The 16,975-nt window shown below is 59.9% G+C and carries 15 protein-coding genes; 10 read left to right on the top strand and 5 right to left on the bottom strand.

Features of this window, described 5'->3' with window-relative positions:
* Positions 1-126 precede the first annotated feature (126 nt).
* From ACQK2L_RS18575 to ACQK2L_RS18565, 3 genes are all read left to right on the top strand, one after another.
* Positions 127-402 carry a hypothetical protein gene (locus ACQK2L_RS18575; RefSeq protein ID WP_425398534.1) on the top strand — a complete coding sequence of 92 codons (276 nt, stop codon included), beginning with the start codon at positions 127-129 and terminating at the stop codon, positions 400-402.
* A 12-nt stretch (positions 403-414) separates the two neighbouring features.
* Entirely contained in the window at positions 415-630 is a 216-nt protein-coding gene (locus ACQK2L_RS18570) for a hypothetical protein (protein WP_425398533.1), read from the top strand.
* A gap of 118 nt (positions 631-748) precedes the next feature.
* Positions 749-1,837, top strand: coding sequence for a S1 family peptidase (locus tag ACQK2L_RS18565; RefSeq protein ID WP_425398532.1), 1,089 nt, complete (start codon positions 749-751; stop codon positions 1,835-1,837).
* 3 nt (positions 1,838-1,840) lie between these two features.
* On the opposite strand, the gene coaD is transcribed toward ACQK2L_RS18565, so the two are convergent.
* Positions 1,841-2,332 carry a pantetheine-phosphate adenylyltransferase gene (gene coaD, locus ACQK2L_RS18560; RefSeq protein WP_425398531.1) on the bottom strand — a complete coding sequence of 164 codons (492 nt, stop codon included), beginning with the start codon at positions 2,330-2,332 and terminating at the stop codon, positions 1,841-1,843.
* A gap of 305 nt (positions 2,333-2,637) precedes the next feature.
* Positions 2,638-3,807, bottom strand: coding sequence for an aminotransferase class V-fold PLP-dependent enzyme (locus tag ACQK2L_RS18555; RefSeq protein ID WP_425398530.1), 1,170 nt, complete (start codon positions 3,805-3,807; stop codon positions 2,638-2,640).
* Between the two features lie 114 nt (positions 3,808-3,921).
* Between ACQK2L_RS18555 and ACQK2L_RS18550 the strand changes: the two genes are divergently transcribed.
* The 4 genes from ACQK2L_RS18550 to ACQK2L_RS18535 all read left to right on the top strand — a co-directional run bounded on the left by ACQK2L_RS18550 (position 3,922) and on the right by ACQK2L_RS18535 (position 8,316).
* Positions 3,922-5,148 (top strand): protein-L-isoaspartate(D-aspartate) O-methyltransferase, encoded by a 1,227-nt coding sequence (locus ACQK2L_RS18550; RefSeq protein ID WP_425398529.1) that lies wholly within the window; start codon positions 3,922-3,924, stop codon positions 5,146-5,148.
* A 234-nt stretch (positions 5,149-5,382) separates the two neighbouring features.
* Complete coding sequence (locus ACQK2L_RS18545; RefSeq protein WP_425398528.1) at positions 5,383-6,363, top strand: TIGR03000 domain-containing protein; 981 nt, start codon at positions 5,383-5,385, stop codon at positions 6,361-6,363.
* 250 nt (positions 6,364-6,613) lie between these two features.
* Positions 6,614-7,333, top strand: coding sequence for a hypothetical protein (locus ACQK2L_RS18540; RefSeq protein ID WP_425398527.1), 720 nt, complete (start codon positions 6,614-6,616; stop codon positions 7,331-7,333).
* Entirely contained in the window at positions 7,330-8,316 is a 987-nt protein-coding gene (locus tag ACQK2L_RS18535; protein WP_425398526.1) for an HTTM domain-containing protein, read from the top strand. The genes ACQK2L_RS18540 and ACQK2L_RS18535 overlap by 4 nt, the downstream gene beginning before the upstream one ends.
* A 33-nt stretch (positions 8,317-8,349) precedes the next feature.
* On the opposite strand, the gene ACQK2L_RS18530 is transcribed toward ACQK2L_RS18535, so the two are convergent.
* Entirely contained in the window at positions 8,350-8,745 is a 396-nt protein-coding gene (locus ACQK2L_RS18530; protein WP_425398525.1) for a (R)-mandelonitrile lyase, read from the bottom strand.
* A 195-nt stretch (positions 8,746-8,940) separates the two neighbouring features.
* Here ACQK2L_RS18530 and ACQK2L_RS18525 point away from each other — a divergent pair, with 195 nt between their 5' ends.
* From ACQK2L_RS18525 to ACQK2L_RS18515, 3 genes are all read left to right on the top strand, one after another.
* The gene (locus ACQK2L_RS18525; protein WP_425398524.1) at positions 8,941-9,465 is read left to right on the top strand and encodes a hypothetical protein; all 525 of its coding nucleotides are present in this window, start codon (positions 8,941-8,943) and stop codon (positions 9,463-9,465) included.
* Positions 9,466-9,748: 283 nt separating this feature from the next.
* On the top strand, positions 9,749-10,897 hold the full coding sequence (locus ACQK2L_RS18520; protein ID WP_425398523.1) for a type IV pilus twitching motility protein PilT: 1,149 nt from the start codon (positions 9,749-9,751) through the stop codon (positions 10,895-10,897).
* A gap of 153 nt (positions 10,898-11,050) precedes the next feature.
* Complete coding sequence (locus ACQK2L_RS18515; RefSeq protein WP_425398522.1) at positions 11,051-12,946, top strand: PEP-CTERM sorting domain-containing protein; 1,896 nt, start codon at positions 11,051-11,053, stop codon at positions 12,944-12,946.
* Between the two features lie 37 nt (positions 12,947-12,983).
* Here the strand turns inward: ACQK2L_RS18515 and ACQK2L_RS18510 are convergent, their stop codons facing one another.
* Both ACQK2L_RS18510 and ACQK2L_RS18505 read right to left on the bottom strand, forming a co-directional pair.
* Positions 12,984-16,217 (bottom strand): M56 family metallopeptidase, encoded by a 3,234-nt coding sequence (locus ACQK2L_RS18510; protein ID WP_425398521.1) that lies wholly within the window; start codon positions 16,215-16,217, stop codon positions 12,984-12,986.
* Positions 16,214-16,603: a BlaI/MecI/CopY family transcriptional regulator gene (locus tag ACQK2L_RS18505; protein WP_425398520.1), complete on the bottom strand. Its 390-nt coding sequence runs from the start codon at positions 16,601-16,603 to the stop codon at positions 16,214-16,216. Before ACQK2L_RS18505 ends, ACQK2L_RS18510 begins: the two co-directional genes overlap by 4 nt.
* Positions 16,604-16,975 lie beyond the last annotated feature (372 nt).

Genomic DNA, 16,975 nt, shown 5'->3' with positions numbered 1-16,975 from the left:
GGCTCGGCGAAGGCTTGCGGCACAACGTCATACGTTTGCAGTCGTTACGTACATTTGCCGATTTTCTAGATAGCAAGCTGTAACAGCCGTGGAGCTGGCCCGTACGAGTAGTGCATGGTCGGCCCCATGGCGCAACGCACCACCAAGCCTGCCATGAGTGAATCGATACGTTTTCCGTCGCGCAAGGTACGTGCGACGCTGTACCTGCCCCCGGAGCTCTTGAACGAAGCCCGCGACGCCGCCTACCACCTGGCTGGGCATCCAGCCCACATGACGCTCACCAAGTTGGCCGAGCAGGCGTTTCGTCGCGAGTTAGAACGACTCAAGCAGCTTTATAACGGCGGGCAGGATTTTCCCGAGCGGAAAGAGGATTTGAAAGGAGGCCGTCCCATTGCCGCATGAAAGGTCAAAGCCATGCGATCGGTCCAGCGGAATCGTCACATCCTTCCCATTGCCGAACGCCGCAAAGCGTTCGCCACACCGAAATCACCGGAGGTAGAACCGCTCCGGCGAATTGAGCTTCACCAGGTGGAACACGACGAAGTGCAGTCGTTACGACAGCGGCTGCTCGAGTTGATCGTCGAGAACGAACAGCGCCGCAAGGTCGCCCGATTCCGTCTGGTGAACTGAGCACCGACGACGAGCTATCTCCAACGCGCAATCCACGTTGCCAACTGCGAGGGCGACGTGCTGTGCGATCACACCTGCCGATTTCCTGCCTACCCTCCCACCGCGTACTTTCTCTCCGATGATGCGATGCCTGTTGCTCATCGCGCTAGTTTGCTGCTCCACTGCGACCCGCGCGCAGTGGCCGGGCGCGGCTGCGCCCTCGACTCCCCATCCGGCAGTAGCGCGAATCAAGGTGCCCGAAGCCGATGGCGTTGCGTATGGCAGCGGCACCCTGGTCGACGTGCGCGAAGACTACGGACTGGTGCTTACCAACTGGCACGTGGTGCATGGCGCGGTAGGGCCTATCGAAGTGAAATTCCCCTCCGGCTTCGTGTCGCAGGCACGGTCGCTGAAGATGGATAGCGAATGGGACCTGGCAGCGCTGGTAATCTGGAAACCGTCGTGCCAGCCAGTCCGTCTGGCCACTCGACCGCCAAGGCCCGGCGATCGGCTTACCATCTGCGGCTATGGCAGCGGTAACTACCGCGCGGCCACGGGCCGTTGCACTCAGTTTTACGCTCCGCGACTCGATCTGCCGCAGGAACTGGTAGAACTCGATGTCCAAGCACGGCAAGGCGATTCAGGCGGACCGATCTTCAACGACCGCGGCGAGATGGCTGGCGTGCTATTTGGGGCAGGCCAGGGCACCACGCTCGGCAGCTTCGAAGGACGCGTGAAGACCTTCCTGGCGTCGCTCGCGCCGGACATCGGGCAGCAGGACTCCGCACCGCAAGTCGCGCTGAAGCCCACGCAATCCATGGGCGGAACATGCCCCACTTGCCCGACGTGCCCCAACTGCCAACCCGGGGTGATCTGCGAAGGTGGCGTGTGCCGACCGCGTGGCGACCTGGGCGACGTTTGCTTTGGTTGCGATTCGGTAGCGGAGCACGCCGCAGCAAACAATGCCAGCGGCAACGACTGGCCCGATCCCAACACGGCCGAGAAGCCCGCGCTCAACTGGTCGTCCTCCGCGCCAGGCGACTCTACGGCTCCGCCCGACGCGGCTTGGCCTCCACGCGAGACGGATCAACCGACTGCAAGTGGCGAGCCGGCTCCCTCGACGGATGAACTGTTTCTTGGTAACAGTCTGTTCGATAACATTCGCAACGGCCTGGCCATCGTTGGCCTGCTGGCCATCTTGATGCAAGTGCTCCGCGTGGTGGGTTAGCGTTCACCCACCCGATAGCTTCGCGCGGATATCGGCGATGATCGACTCGGGCACAAACCGGGCGAGTTCCGCGTCGCCTGCCAGGGGAGTGATCTGCTTGATCAGCGAGCTGGAAACGTGGGTGAACTCTTCGTCGGACATGAGGAAGACGGTTTCGATGTCCGGATCGAGTTTACGGTTGGCGAGCGTCATGGTGAACTCAGCTTCGATGTCGCTGAGCGAGCGGACACCTCGCACGATCACACGAGCTTCGCATTCGCGGACGAACTGCACCGCAAGGCCGGTGAACTCTTTGACTACCACGTTCTTTAGCTCGGAGGTGGTACGTTCGATCAATGCCACGCGCTCGTCGGCGGTGAACAACGACTGCTTCTCGATGTTGATACCGACCCCCACCACCAGTTCATCCACCAAGCGACAGCTCCGCTGGATGATGTTCAAGTGGCCCAACGTGACAGGATCGAACGAACCGGTGTAGACTGCTCGCCTTGACATGGTCGATTCCTCGGTAAATCGATAGGTTAGATTTGAGCCACGGATCGGCACGGATTGAACACGGATGGCCGGTCCGTTTATTGGTTCACCCAACTGGAACGCGGTTCAGTCTAGTAATGCCATAGCAAAACAGACGAGTGCATATCATGCCTATCCGTGGCTATGTTTCTTCAGCGCCACCAACGGTCGCGGCTTAGTATTCTCTGATTCCTCCGTTGTCTCCTGTTCAATCACCTATGGTTGTTGCTAGGCCGCGCTGTCCTTTCACGGTGCCAAGCGGTGGCTGACTTTTCCAGGCCAAAAATCTAGTTCTCGTTGATGAGTTCCAGCAACCGATCCAGGTCTTCCTCGGTGTTATACGCGTGGGGACTGATTCGCAACCGGCCGGCGCGGCAACTTAGCACGATGTTCCGACGGAGGCACTGTTTGCGGAACTCCACCGGGTCGCGGCCGGGCAGGTCGAAGAACACGATACCCGAACGCTGTGCACCGCCACGGTGCTGTGGGTCGCGATTGGTGGTCACCACCGCGCCGGCCGAGGCGAGTCGCTCACAGGCCAAATCGGTATAGTCGAGCACTTGTTTGGCCAAGGCCTCCGCGCCCACCGAGTTCAGCAGCTTCAAGCTCTGTCCCATCGCCAGCGTGCCGCACATATTCCAACCGCCGCCGGCGAATCGCGCCGCGGAAGGTTTGAACATTAGATCGATGTTCGTGTAGTCGAACGGGTGATCGACGCTGTTCCAGCCCACGTTCATCGGGCGGAGCTTCTCCAAATGCTCGCGGCGGATGTACGCGAAGCCAATGCCTTCGGGCCCGAGTAGCCACTTCTGCCCGCCGGTGGCCAGAAAGTCGACTGGCAACTGTGAGACATCGATCGGAAACACGCCGAGCCCTTGAATGGCGTCGAGGTTGAACAAGATGCCGCGCGCCTGGCAGATCTCGGCGATTCGCTCGAGGTCGACTCGGTAACCGGTCTGGTAGCCAACCCAACTGACCGACAACACCCGCGTGCGCGCGTCGCACGCCGCCGCCAGCTGGTCGTAGTCGACCGCTCCGTTGTCGGTGGGAATCTGCCGGGTCTCGACGCCGCGGGACTCGAGGTGCAACCAGGGATAGAGATTGGTGGGAAACTCGTCGGCCAGGGTCACGACGTTATCCCCCTCGCGCCAATCGAGCCCCTCGGCCACGATGTTGATCCCAAATGTCGTGCTAGGGGTGAAGGTAATTTCCTCGCTCGTGGCCCCCATCATGGCTGCGGCGGCCGCGCGGCATTGCTCGGCCTCGGCGAGCCACTCGAGCCAGTGAATGTTGCCCACTTCGGCCGACTGGTTGGCGAATTGGACAATTCGCTCGGCCGTCACGCGGGGCATTGGAGAAAGGGCGGCGTGGTCGAAATACGCCATCTGCGCGCTGCGGGACATTTCCTCCCGCAGGTCGGCAATAGTTCGTGTTGTATCGACTGAAGTGATTGTCATGCGACCCGTCTAGACAGGGAATGTATGATGGTATGTTGTGATTGTAAGCGTTTCGCACACCCTAGGCGAGAAGCCGCCACGGCCCGCTCGCTTGGCCATAACTCGGGATCGACGATGAGCCCCAACACCCTTCGCCCTATTCTCTGCTGCATCGCCTTGCTGTGGCTAGCCAACACCGCGCTCGGACAGTCATTGGGCAACTGGGAAGAGCAGCGCAACCGCATGGTCGACGACGAGGTAGTGGGCGCCGGGGTGGAGAACGAGAGGGTGATCGAAGCGATCCGCAGCACGCCGCGCCACGAGTTCGTACCGCGGAGCGAGCGGAGTCGCGCGTACTACGACATGGCCTTGCCGATCGGCTCGCAGCAGACCATCTCGCCACCGTTCATCGTGGCCTACATGACCGAGCAGATTGATCCACAGCCCTCCGACCGTGTGCTGGAAATCGGTACCGGTTCTGGCTACCAGGCGGCCGTGTTGAGTGGGTTGGTGCGCGACGTGTACTCCATTGAGATCGTGCCGCAACTCGGTCGCCAAGCGGAGAAAACACTGCGCCGGTTGAAGTACAAGAACGTGCATACCAAGATCGGCGACGGCTTTCTGGGCTGGCCCGACGCGGCGCCGTTCGACAAGATAATCGTCACCTGTTCGCCGGAAAAAGTGCCGCAACCGCTGATCGATCAATTGGCCGATGACGGGCTGATGATCATCCCAGTGGGCGAACGCTACCAGCAGAATTTCTATCTGTTTCGCAAACGCGACGGCGAACTCGAGTCCGAAGCACTGCGGGCGACTCTATTCGTACCGATGACCGGCAAAGCCGAAGATCGCCGCCAGCGCCAGCCCGACCCCAAGAACCCCGAACTGGTCAATGGCGACTTCGAGTCTGTCGTCGGCGAGAACGAACTGCCCGAAGGCTGGCATTATCTGCGGCAGGCAGAAGTGATCGAGAATCAGAGCGAAGCCGCGCAAGGCCAGCGTTACATGCACTTCGCCAACGAGGACCCCGGCCGCGGCTGCCGCGCTCTACAAGGCTTCGCCATCGATGGTCGCGCCGTGTCGCACCTGCGCGTGAGTTTTCGCATTCGAGGCAAAACGATCCGACCGGGACAAGATCGCACGCAATGGCCGTACGTGGCGATCACGTTCTACGACAAACGCCGCGGCATGCTGGGAACCGAGGTAGTGGGTCCGTTCCGCGGGACGTTCGACTGGACCACTTACGATCGAGTGATCGAGGTGCCGGTGCAAAGCCGCGAAGCGATTATCCGGATTGGCCTACTTGGGGCCACAGGCGAGCTGGATGTGGACGGCTTGAATGTCGCAGCTACGAAGCCCTGAGAAGGCTTGATTCGAGGCTCATGAGGGGGATCGCTGAAATGGCGACCGATATATCCCCTATTCATCCCCCTCTACGTGGTCACCCAAGGCGTCAAAACCGCCGTTTTTTGCGCTCCTTGCTTGATTTGAAGCTAGCGGGTGTTAAGCTGGTTAGGACTTGGTGGGGGGCGATGCGCCTAACCACAACTCGCTTTTCAGGTGTTTCTTAGGGAGTGTGACAAAGTTATGAAGCAAATGTTGACTACCTCGCTCGCGCTGGTGGCGCTAGTAGCACTGGCTTGCGATACGCAAGCGTTTTGGGGAAGCCGTGGCTCGTACGGCAGCTACGGTTCCAGCGGCAGCTATGGGAGTTACGGTTCCAGTGGCAGCTACGGATCCAGCGGGAGCTATGGCTCCAGTGGCAGTTACGGATCCAGCGGATCGTATGGGTCTTACGGCAGCCATGGTTCGCGGGGTGGCCTGATCGCCCGCATCCATGCTCGTAAAGTCGCTCGTCGCGCAGCGCGTGGCAGTTACGGCAGCTACGGCTCCCGTGGCAGCTATGGTTCCAGCGGTAGCTATGGCAGCTACGGTTCAAGCGGAAGCTACGGCAGCAGCGGCAGCTATGGTTCGAGTGGCAGCTATGGCTCCAGCGGCAGCTACGGCTCGGCTGGCAGCTACAGCACTCCCGTTGTCTACGACGAGCACTACAGTGCCTCGACCCTCAAGCGCAGCACCGGTAGTGGTCTGCTGCGTGTAAGCGTTCCCGCCGACGCAGTGGTTTACGTCAATGGCACGAAGACCACCAGCACCGGCACCGAGCGTCAGTACGTCTCGCATGGCCTGGAATCGGGTCGCAACTACTCGTACGACGTGCGTGTCGAGTACACCGTCGATGGTGAGACCAAGACCGAAGAGCGTCAGGTCACGTTGACCGTTGGCAGCGACGAGCTGTTGGCCTTCGCCACTCCGGCTAAGTCCGAAGCGGTTGCCACCACGCTCAACCTGAAGGTCCCGACTGACGCCAAGGTAACCCTGGCTGGCAGCGGCACCGAGCGCACCGGCACCGAGCGTCAGTACATCACCACCAAGTTGCCCGCTGGCCAAGAGTGGGCGAACTATCAGGTAGTGGTCGAGCACGCTGGCGAGCGTCAAGAGAAGACCATCACCTTGATTGGTGGTGAGGAAACTTCGCTCGACTTCCAGTTCGGTTCTCAAGTCGCCCTGCGTGACTGATCATCCGGCTGGTAGTTGTCGAAAGATGACCTAGAAACCAAAGCCGTCCTTCGTGCAAGCGAGGGACGGCTTTTTTGTTTGGGATTGGGACTAGGGCACAGCCATCTCACTGGGCTCCGTTTGTCCGCCACACATCCCTTTCAATCCAAGACCCCAGCCCCAAGCATATTGCTATCGGGCGGTTTGGGCATTTTTGGTAGCTTGAGGGTCCCAACAAGGTAGTTGGGCGAAGGCTCGCAGGAGAGGCAGCATGAGTACAGGTGGAAAGAAGTCGGAGGGCCAGCCGCCCAAGGCAAAATCTGCCCCCGCCCAGGGGCCCAGCCGCATGGTGCGCATCGTTGCTAGCATCGTACTGGCGTTTCATGTGTTCGTGCTGTTTCTGTATCCGCTAGCCAACAGCCGCACTTCCGACACAATGCTTCGCATCGCCAACTGGGGAGGCTTGCGATGGTACGCGGAGCCACTGTACCTGCACCACGGGCATGGATTCTTCGGTCCCGATCCCGGGCCAAGCTTCACCGTCGAGTACACGGTTGAGGATGCAGACGGAAAGGTCATCAAGGAAGGCTCTCTGCCTGATCTCAAAGAGCACTGGCCGCGCCTTCTCTACCATCGGTACAAAATGCTCGCCGACCAGGTGGAAACCCCGAATCCACTGATCGAGGAGCGCCGACCCTTTATCTTGCAGCGTTACGCGCAGCAATTAGTTCGCCAATACGATGGCGAACGGGCCACGGTAACGGAGAAGTTTCGCGAGCTGGTTCCGCGTGAACAGTGGCTGGGCAATCCCGACGAGAACATCAAAGGCAGGTCGCTGACCGACGTTACACTCGATCGTGAAATCATGCGAATCACTCAAACAAGAGCGGACGTCGATGCGGCAGATGCACGACTACTGGGCGACGCGGAAGAAGCACCAACACCCGAGCGACCGTTGTCTCAACCCGAGCCCATAGGAATACCGCAATGAGCACGGTGCGAGATGGACTTGCAGAGTACTGGGGCGACGCGTGGGACGCGTGGAATCGGTTCTGGTTTGCCCCCACCGCTCCGGCCACGCTGTCTGCCATTCGGGTGTTTGCCGGCGCCATGCTGTTTTACACGCATTTGGTATGGTCGTTTGACCTCTATTCGTTCTTCGGCCCCAACGGGTGGCTGCCGATGGACTTCTACTCCATCGAGCGAGGCTACCGCGACCCAGGCTGGCCGAGCTTCGCTTGGAGCCTGTTCCAACATTTACAGTCGCCGCTGCTGATATGGTTGATTCACATCTTTGCGCTGGTCTGTTTCTTCCTGTTGATGATTGGCCTGTTCAGCCGCTGGGTAGCGGTGCTCAGCGCCTTCTTCGCCATCATGTACGCCACGCGAGTCACGCCCGGCGCGTACTTTGGTCTCGATAAGATCAACTGCCTGCTGGCGCTTTACATGATGCTTGGTCCGTGCGGCGCGCGGTACTCGGTCGATCGACTATGGCGGATGCGCAAGGGCGACTCGGGCGAGGTACCCAAGAGCGTGATGGCGAACATCGCCATTCGACTGATCCAACTGCACATGTGCGCCCTCTACTTCTATGCTGGCCTGGGCAAGCTGGAAGGGCAAACGTGGTGGACCGGCGAGGCGATCTGGCTGTCGATTGCCAACACGGGCTACCAGTCGCTTGACGTCACCTGGCTGGGACACTTTCCCTGGGTGCTGCATTTCCTGGCGCACACTACGGTGTTCTTCGAACTGACTTACCCGTTCCTAATTTGGCCACGTTTCACCCGACCGTGGATGCTGGCCACGGCCGTAGGCATGCACCTGTTTATCGCCTCGTGCATGGGCATGATCACGTTCGGCCTGGCGATGCTCATCGGCAACTTGGCGTTCGTTCGTCCTTCGACGGTCCGCAAGGTCATGGACCCCCTAGCGCGCCGGTTTGCGCTGTTTGTTCTGGGAGAGAAGGCTGGTTAGGCACCGGTGGCACCGTTTCCAAGAGTACTCACCTCATCGCTGGTACTGCTCATCGGCGACGTGCTCTAACCAGTCCACGGCCTTCCCATCGAGCGCTTCGTGCACGGCGACGTGCGTCATGGCCACAGTGGGACTCGCGCCGTGCCAGTGCTTCACGCCGGGTGGGAACCAGACGACGTCGCCGGGGTGGATCTCCTCGACCGCTTCGCCTTCGCATTGCGCCCATCCAACGCCCGAAGTCACGATCAGCGTCTGCCCGAGCGGATGCGTGTGCCAAGCGGTGCGTGCGCCGGGCTCGAAGGTCACGCTCACCCCCACAGCGCGGGCCGGATCGGGGGCCTGGAACAACGGATCGATTCGCACCCGGCCGGTGAACCAATCGGCGGGACCTGATTTGGACGGCTGTGAACCTGCTCTTGTAATGTGCATGGTCGGGTCCCTATTCTGCAGCGTTCGCGTGATGGAGACTTTTGCGGCAATATCTGCACCGAGGTGACGAAATGTAGTTCCAACGTCACCCCCCGATTATACACCTTATCCTGCCAGGAATAGATGCTTCGACTCCACCCAATCGCCCTGCCGTTGCTCGTTCTCCCCCTCGTTGGTTGCAATGGCGATCGATTCGTGCAAACACAACAAGAGGGCGAACGGCTCATCTTCACTCAACACTGGTCGCTCTGTGCTATCTTTGTAGTGATTGGACTCGCAGTTCTGTCGCTGGGGGTGCCAATGCTCACTGGACGCCTGAAATCGAAAGGGAAGACACGGGTAGCCGGGTTGTTGTTCACCCTGATCGGTCTAGTGTTCAGTATTGGCCCGCTGCTCACGGCTCCCTACTCCTACGTGGCCTTGGATCGCGAGTCGCTCTACATTCAGGGTGGTCTGTTCGGCACTTCTAAGATGTCTGTCGACCTGAAAGACGTGAAAGAAGTTGACATTCACCAAGTACGTCGCTCCGGCGGCTCGCGAAAGCGGCGCAAACGGCGAAGGATTGCCATCGTCACCTTCGTACCACGTCACGGCGACCCCACGACCGTAAACATGAGCAGCGACACGCGCGCGGCAGCCTTAAAACACTTGATAGAACTGGCGCCCGAACTCGGGATCGAGATCGACGATGGAAGTAGCATTGACCAAGTCGCCAGGTAACGGCGCGCCCTACCACACACGATGCCAATCTACCCCTTAGATGCGTAGCATTCGTATTGCTTGAGTTGGTCCTGCGCTGTCGCTACAATCATCGTCCAAGAGCCACAGGATGCCTCGCAAGCAACCCGTTTGCTTGTTCCGGTTACGTGATCCTGCATAAAGTGAGTTCGTGCCACTCGGACCTACAGTGCGATCTAGGCTAGAATCGCAAGAGCACCCTCTTCGTTCCTAATCCTCTGTCCGCGAGTTGATGATGTCAACCGATGAGACCGCTACCCCTCCCATGGCCAAACCAGCCGGTGTCGACCAGACCTTCGAGCAGACGCGTCCCCGCCGAGGGTCGGACGAGATCGATGCGTTTCTCCGCGCCGTGGTGAAGACGGGCGCTTCCGACATCCATCTCAAGGCGGGGCAGTCGCCGCGACTCCGCATTGGCGGCCGGTTACGCAAAGTCGATCGCGAAGCAACACCGAATGAGGAATTCGAATCCCGCGTGCTCAGCATGTTGAGCGATGAGGAGCGACAAACGCTGCTGCGCGAAGGATCGGTCGACATCGCCTACGACCTTGGCGGCGAGGCGAGGTTTCGCGTCAACGTGTACCAACAGGAGACAGGCTTGTCGCTTGCGGCGCGGATGGTGCCCCGCGAGATCCCCACCTTCGAGCAACTACACCTGCCGCCGAGCATCGCGCAGGCGGCGGAAATGACGCGGGGCCTGGTGCTTGTAGCTGGCACCACCGGAAGCGGCAAAAGTAGCACCATCGCCGCGCTGTTGGAGCGTATCAATCGCACCCGGCACGACCACATTGTTACCATCGAAGACCCCATCGAGTTTCTGTACGAGTGCAAGGACTCGCTGGTCGACCAGCGAGAGGTTGGCATTAACGTACCGAGTTTCGAACTGGCGTTGCGGGCGCTGTTGAGAGAAGACCCCGACGTCGTGCTGATTGGCGAGATGCGTGACGCCGAGACGTTCCGCGCGGCTTTGCAGGCGGCCGACACGGGGCACCTGGTGTTCACCACCGTGCATGCATCCAACGCCGCACAATCGATCTCGCGACTAATCAACATGTTCCCGCTGGACGAACAACCGATGATCCGCCAATCACTGGTGCTAAGCCTGCAAGCGGTGATCTCGCAAATGTTGCTGCCGTCGTGTGCCGAGGACATCGAACGGGTGCCCGCTGTGGAGATACTCATTTCGACGCCCATCGTTCGCAAGCTGATCTCCGAAGGCGAGGAAGATGAACTGGGCGACGTAATCCGTAGCGGCGACGATGGCATGCTGGGTTACGCCGAATGCCTGGTCGACTTGTGCAAGAAGGGAATGATCGACGAAAGGACCGCCGTCGAGGCTGCCCCCAACAAAGACGAATTCAAACGCCTGCTGGCCGGCATCCAAACGACGAACGTGCAGTTCTTTGGTGGATAGTGCAATGCCTTGAGGGGATTGGCTCCCTCGCCGCCACGTGCTGATCCGCGTCCGATCGCAGCAAAAAGTCAATTCTTTGAGGCGGTTGCGACCAGTGGGTACAATGTGCCGCATAGCAATCCGTCATCTCCAAGAATATGCAAGATCGGCACCATGAACTCTCTTCTCCACCAGCGAGGCGTGCGATCGGGGTATCGCCTGGCCATCGCTTGGCTCGGCACGTACGCGTTGCTCGCAGCACCTGCCGCGGCCCAGGTATTCGCTCCGGGCCCCTCGATACCCGGCCTATTTGATACCGTGCTTGACGTGCCAAGCCCCCCGCCGGTAGGAATCTCGGTCTCCGGTGGTGTGGGCGGCGTCGCGGGCCAGACGGCGCAACTCAACATCAACACGAATGGCATGGCGACCAACAACTTCACCGCCGCCTCTGGAGCCGAGGTGAACATCGATGGCGGCGCCGTTGGTAACAACTTCAGAGCGCTCGGCGGCAGCGAGGTGAACCTGATCGATGGCGATATCGGACTCGACTTCCGCGCGGAGTTCAATCGCGTTGACATCTCCGGCGGCCGGGTAGATGACGGCTTCATTGCCGAGATCGCCGCCGAGGTGAATCTATCCGGCGGAAACATTGGCGAAGACTTTCAGGCGCTCAGCGGCAGTGAGGTGAACGTGAGTGGCGGGGGCGTGGCACGCGACTTCACCGCGTCGGGTGGTGCGGTGGTGAACGTCTCCGGCGGGAGCATCGGCGAGGCTTTCATCGCCAACGGCGCAGTGGTGAATGTCACCGGTGGCGAAGTGGGCAGCCAGTTCCTGGCTCAGAACAACACCACAGTAACCATCTCCGGTACGGCCGACGTGTCGAACAATTTCGCGGTTGCCTCCGGCAGCGTGGCGCACATCTCGGGCGGTACGATCGGCCCTGGTCTCGACGCCCGTTTGGGCGGAATGGTGAACATCAGCGGCACGGCGGTCGTAAGCCACTTCAACGCCGAAGATGGTAGTGTGATGAACATCTCAGGCGGCCAGGTGACCGGCGGGTCGCGCGTGGAGACGGGTAGCGAGTTGAACATTTCGGGAGGGACCGTTGGCACTGGGTTGATTGCCTTCGCGGGCAGCAGCGTGAACATTTCCGGCGGGGCCGTGTTCAATCACTTTCGGGTCTTCGCCGATAGCGAAGTGGAACTCTCCGGTGGTCAGATAGGGCAGTTCCTGGAAATCAACGGCACCGTAAATGTCACTGGCGGGATGGTGGACTCGATTGCAACCGTCGAGACAGGCGGCGTGTTGAAACTGTCCGCTGGCTCGGTGGGCAACGGTCTCGACGCCATGGACAGTTCCTCCGTAACCATCACGGGCGGGGAGTTGGGAATCGGTGCCACAGCCCGCAGCTTCAGCTTGTTCGACATCAGTGGCGGGAGCATCGGCGACGGGTTCACTGGCGATGTCGCAAGCGTGGTAAACATCTCAGGCGGCAGCATTGGCGACGACTTCGAAACCGATGGCGTGGTGAGCATCCGTGGCGGAGAGTTCGAGGGAAGCTTCGAGGCATTTGCTAACGCTCAAGTGAATGTGTTCGGCAGCGACTTCGAAATCGATGGAGCGCCCGTGCCCGGCCTTGTGCCGGGCGTACCGACGACCATTTTCTCTCGCGGGGGCGTTACCCTTTCGGCGACGCTGCTCGATGGCACTCCGTTTGAGATCGACCTGAACACGCTCGCCAATCCCGGCGACGATTTCGTCGACTTAAGCGCGATGCTCAACGTGACGCTCATTGCCCTGGCGGGCGACTACAACGACGACGGCACCGTCAACGCGGCCGACTACGTTGTATGGCGCAACAACCTAGGTGCGCCCTCGGGGACGCTGACCAACGATGTGGACGGCGGCACTATCGGCTCAGCACAGTACGACACGTGGAAGAGCAACTTCGGCCTTACCGACGAAAGTGGAGCCCTCGCGAACACCACCATTCCTGAGCCAGCGTCGCTGCTACTAACAGGACTGGCGGTCGCCGGAGCCCTCGTCAGGCGACGCCGATGTATGGCGTGATGCACCTCCCCGCCGCGGGCTGCGGCGGGGCAGGGGCTCAATCAAGAACGATCGTCTGCGTCGTACCGTCTGCAGTCACCGATTGATCCTTCGATCGATGCCCTCCAGCGGAAAATACATACTCCACCGCGTCGGCTGGGGCCCAATCCCACTCGAATATTCCTTCGTCGTTCGCCCTGATCGGAATGTGCGTGTTCAACACGTTCGGGTGCCGGTGATTGTAGAGCGACTGCGAATTCCGCCACCGGTCGATGCGGACGTAAGCGTTCGGAACGGGCTTGCCGCTGTGGTCGACGAACTCGATGCGCAACACTTGTCCCTTGGTGAGATCAAAGTCCTCGGGACCGCCCTCCGAATTCACATCAACCAACCGCGTTTGCGGAGCCCATCCCGGCGCTACCACAGTTAGACGAACTGGGCCTGGTGGCAGGGGAGCGAACCGATAGACGCCGTCGTTGTCCGTGTGTACCTCTTGGCTACCTGTTTGCAGGTAAGGATCGTCGCCCCAAATCACCACGGCGTTGGAGACGGGATTCTGCTGCGCATCACGAACGGTTCCCGTTACCGTGACTCCTCGCTGCATTACCAACACCGCCGACTTGTCTCGCAGTGACTCCATGCCCACTCCCTGTTCACTCTGCAACTCTCCCCACTGGTAGTCGCTGATGTAGTCGGGATGCGTGAGTTTGAGTCGCACGCGGATGTCGTCTCCCTCAGGAACGTTGTCGATGGACCACTTTCCCTCCGCGTTGGTAGTGCACGGGTTGTTGCCAGGACCGGGGACCTCGGCCAGCCAGATCGATGGAACAGGGCGGCGGCCCATTTCATCCACTTGGTTAGCAAGCATTACCTCGACGGTCACGCCTTCGATTGGTTCTCCTTTGTCGTTTTGAATCGTCCCTCCGACTTGCGTGCCTGTGGGCAGCTTGAAGGTGAACTCGTCGGGAATCTGGTCTCCGTCTGCCTGGTGCTCCGGCCACCACTGCGCGAACAGCGGCACGTATCCCTGCTTCTTTGTCCAAACGCGGAATAGTCGAGGCGGATCGGGCACCAGCACGCTCACGCTTCCGTCCTCGCCAGTGGTGTAGTCTTGCTTGAGCGTTTTGAATTTTCCGGCCGGCCACACATTTACAAAAATGTTTGTCCCAGCGACCGGCTTTCCGTCGCTATCGACCGTGCGGACGATCATCGGGCGAAATCCTTCGGGCGAATCCTCGGCATCCGTCCGTTCTTTCGTGTCCGGCGTCGCGGCTGGCTTCTTCTCGGTGATCGGTTCGCCAATGCTGTCAACCGACTGGGGAGCCAACGTCAGGCGATCCGGGTCCAGCGCCGCGTTCACCTTCCACTCGGACACCACGATGTGCTCCCGGCTCACCAAGTGTCCCTGGCCAGCATCGGTCACATGGTAATTCCAATTGTCAATTTGGCACGGCAGCCAAATGCCGGGCGAGACTTCCTTGACCGACGACAGATCGACTTGCAAATGCAACCCCCACGGCATTTCATCGCCGCGCTGCACGTAGCTGAACCGGCGTACGGGCAGGTAGCTCCTCTCCGGATCGATCCAAAACTGTTGTTTGTAGATGTAGTCGTCCCTTACTCTCACCGGTTCGACATCCACCACCAACAGCGATCGCTCGTTCCACTCCTTTTCGCCAACTACGGTGCCTTCGTGCTCAGCTAGCAGATCGCTAACTGCTTTGCCGTTATGGAGAATGGAATAATCGAATGGCGAACTACTCGTTTTCATGAAGACATCAGGTTGCTGCCGCCACTTTTGTAGCACCGTGCCTTCGTCGCTGTAGATGGTGGTCTCGAATCCTCCCTGTTCTCCGTCAAAGACAGAGACAATCCCTTCTCGCTTCGTGCGCTGCGAACCATCGAAGCGAGTGTTCGTCTTCAAATAGTTGGTCTCCGCACGCCCCTTGCCGTCCTTGTCCATCTCCCAGGCTGCATCGCCAATGCGGTGCATCGTGACCGCACCGTCTTCGATCAGACGTTCGTCCTCCAGCGGCTTTCCGGGTTCGGTGACATTGAACTCGTACTCGACTTCGCTTTGAACCGCGAGCGTCTCAATGGCGGCCTCCGCCTTCCTCAGACCCTCTATCACCTCATCGATGCTGGTCTGCGAGTCGCGATCAACGTTATCGCTGGCGGGTTGCCCCAGCGTGGAAGTGCTGAGCAGCACCGACATCACCAATGCAGCCGCAGCAACTCCCCCTCGGCATGCGTTACTCGCCATCGCGCGGCCGAGCGGTGTCAAGTTCTCGAGGCGGTGTTCGAGTTGCGTCTTGCCAACCATTGTCAGCCCTAGTGTCAACTGCCTACGGCGGATAGCACTCTCCGCGAAGCCCAGCAACAGATGTACGTACTTGTCCGAACTGCCGAGCGATGAGACACAGATGCCATCGCATACTATTTCGCGACACTGCGCAAGGCGTCGCGACACAATCAGCATCAACGGGTTAAGCCAGTACAAGCAATGAACGCACTTGGCAAGCAAGTTCCAGGCGAAGTCGCGCCGAGCGATGTGGGTGAGTTCATGAAGCAACACAACCTGCATCCCGGCGGCATCGATACCCTCCACGCTGGAGGTGGCCAGCACAATGGCCGGGCGACGCCACCCCAGCGTTAGCGGGGCGGCAACGTCCGGAGACTCGTAGAGCTGCACGTCGCCTGCCAATCCAACCCGGCCCTTGCATTCGCGCAATGCGTCGGCCCACGGGCCGGAAGTGATGAGCGACGCGTTCGAGCGCAGTCGTCGAGCCGCCCGATAGGCTGTCGCCAGCCGTAGTCCGGCGAGGACCACACCCGCCAGGTAGACCGCCACGACCAACCACAGCAGGTTGGGCCATTCGCGAGCAGCTACAGTGGGTTTCGCTACTGTCGGCGTGTCAGCAGGAGCGGCGATAGCAACTGGATTGGGCTCCACAATGGTGTTCGACACTGGCAACGCCCCACTGGGCTGCACGGTGTGGCTAGTTGCTTCCGCGGACAAATTGTGGACAGTCGCGACGGGTGGTTTGTTGGGCTCCGGTGCATACGCCGCAGTTGGCCATGGGATGAAGATCCGCGGCGTTGCCAGACAGAACAGCGGCAGCAGCCCCAGCAACAGCACCGTGGCCGACCACACCGCATCCGCCGCGAGTGGGCGCCGGCGCAGTAGCAAGCGGTCGATGACCACAACCAAGAGAATGAGGATTGATGATTTGCAGGCGACGTCGAGCAGATACCACGCCCACAAGCTGCTTTCGGTGGCGAATGCGCTCATTTCTCGTTCTCCTTTTTTGACTTGCGGCGATAGGCCGCTTCGATTTTCTTCAACTGCTGTGGAGACAATCGCTCGTCGTCCAGCAATTGCAGCACCAGGTCTTCCGCCGAACCGGAAAAGAACCGCTTCAGCAAATCACTGGCAACCTGCTTCTGCATGGCGTGCTTCTTCACCGCCGGGCGGTAGGTGGCTGGGCGCGTGTCTTTGTCGGCGACCACGTGCCCCTTGGAGATCAGCACGCGCAGAAGTGTGCGGACCGTCGAGTCGTGGGGATCTCCAGTAAGATGGCTGCGTATCTCCTCTGCCGAAGCCGACTGGAGTTCCCACAGCACTGCCATGATCTCAGACTCTCGTTCGGTGAGCGACGACGCTTTTGGGCGGGCCATAGAGCAGGACTCCTCTGATTCGTTAATGAATTAACGGAATCCTATCAGCACCCGCGAAGCACCGCAAGCGAATTCGTTAAAGAATTAACGCATTGCTGAAAGTTCGCTGAATCTGCTGTGTTGGTGGTTCGATAACGGACGACCAAACTTGGCCGTTCTCACCCAGCCTGGGCCAATTTTTACACTTGCCATGGTAGATTGATCTCCGGGGATCGCTCTAGACGCAGCGGCCAAGTGAGGACCGGCCACAGAGGGCCTTATGGCTTGTCTGGCGATTCTCGACCGCGAGGGTTTTGTCGCACTACTGCGACAAAACTCGCGATACCATTGGTCGAGTGCGACCACGAGCATCGACGCAAGGTGCTTTACAAC

The organism is Aeoliella sp. (assembly GCF_965227375.1).
GTDB lineage: Bacteria > Planctomycetota > Planctomycetia > Pirellulales > Lacipirellulaceae > Aeoliella.
This window is presented reverse-complemented; position numbering and strand designations above follow the sequence as displayed.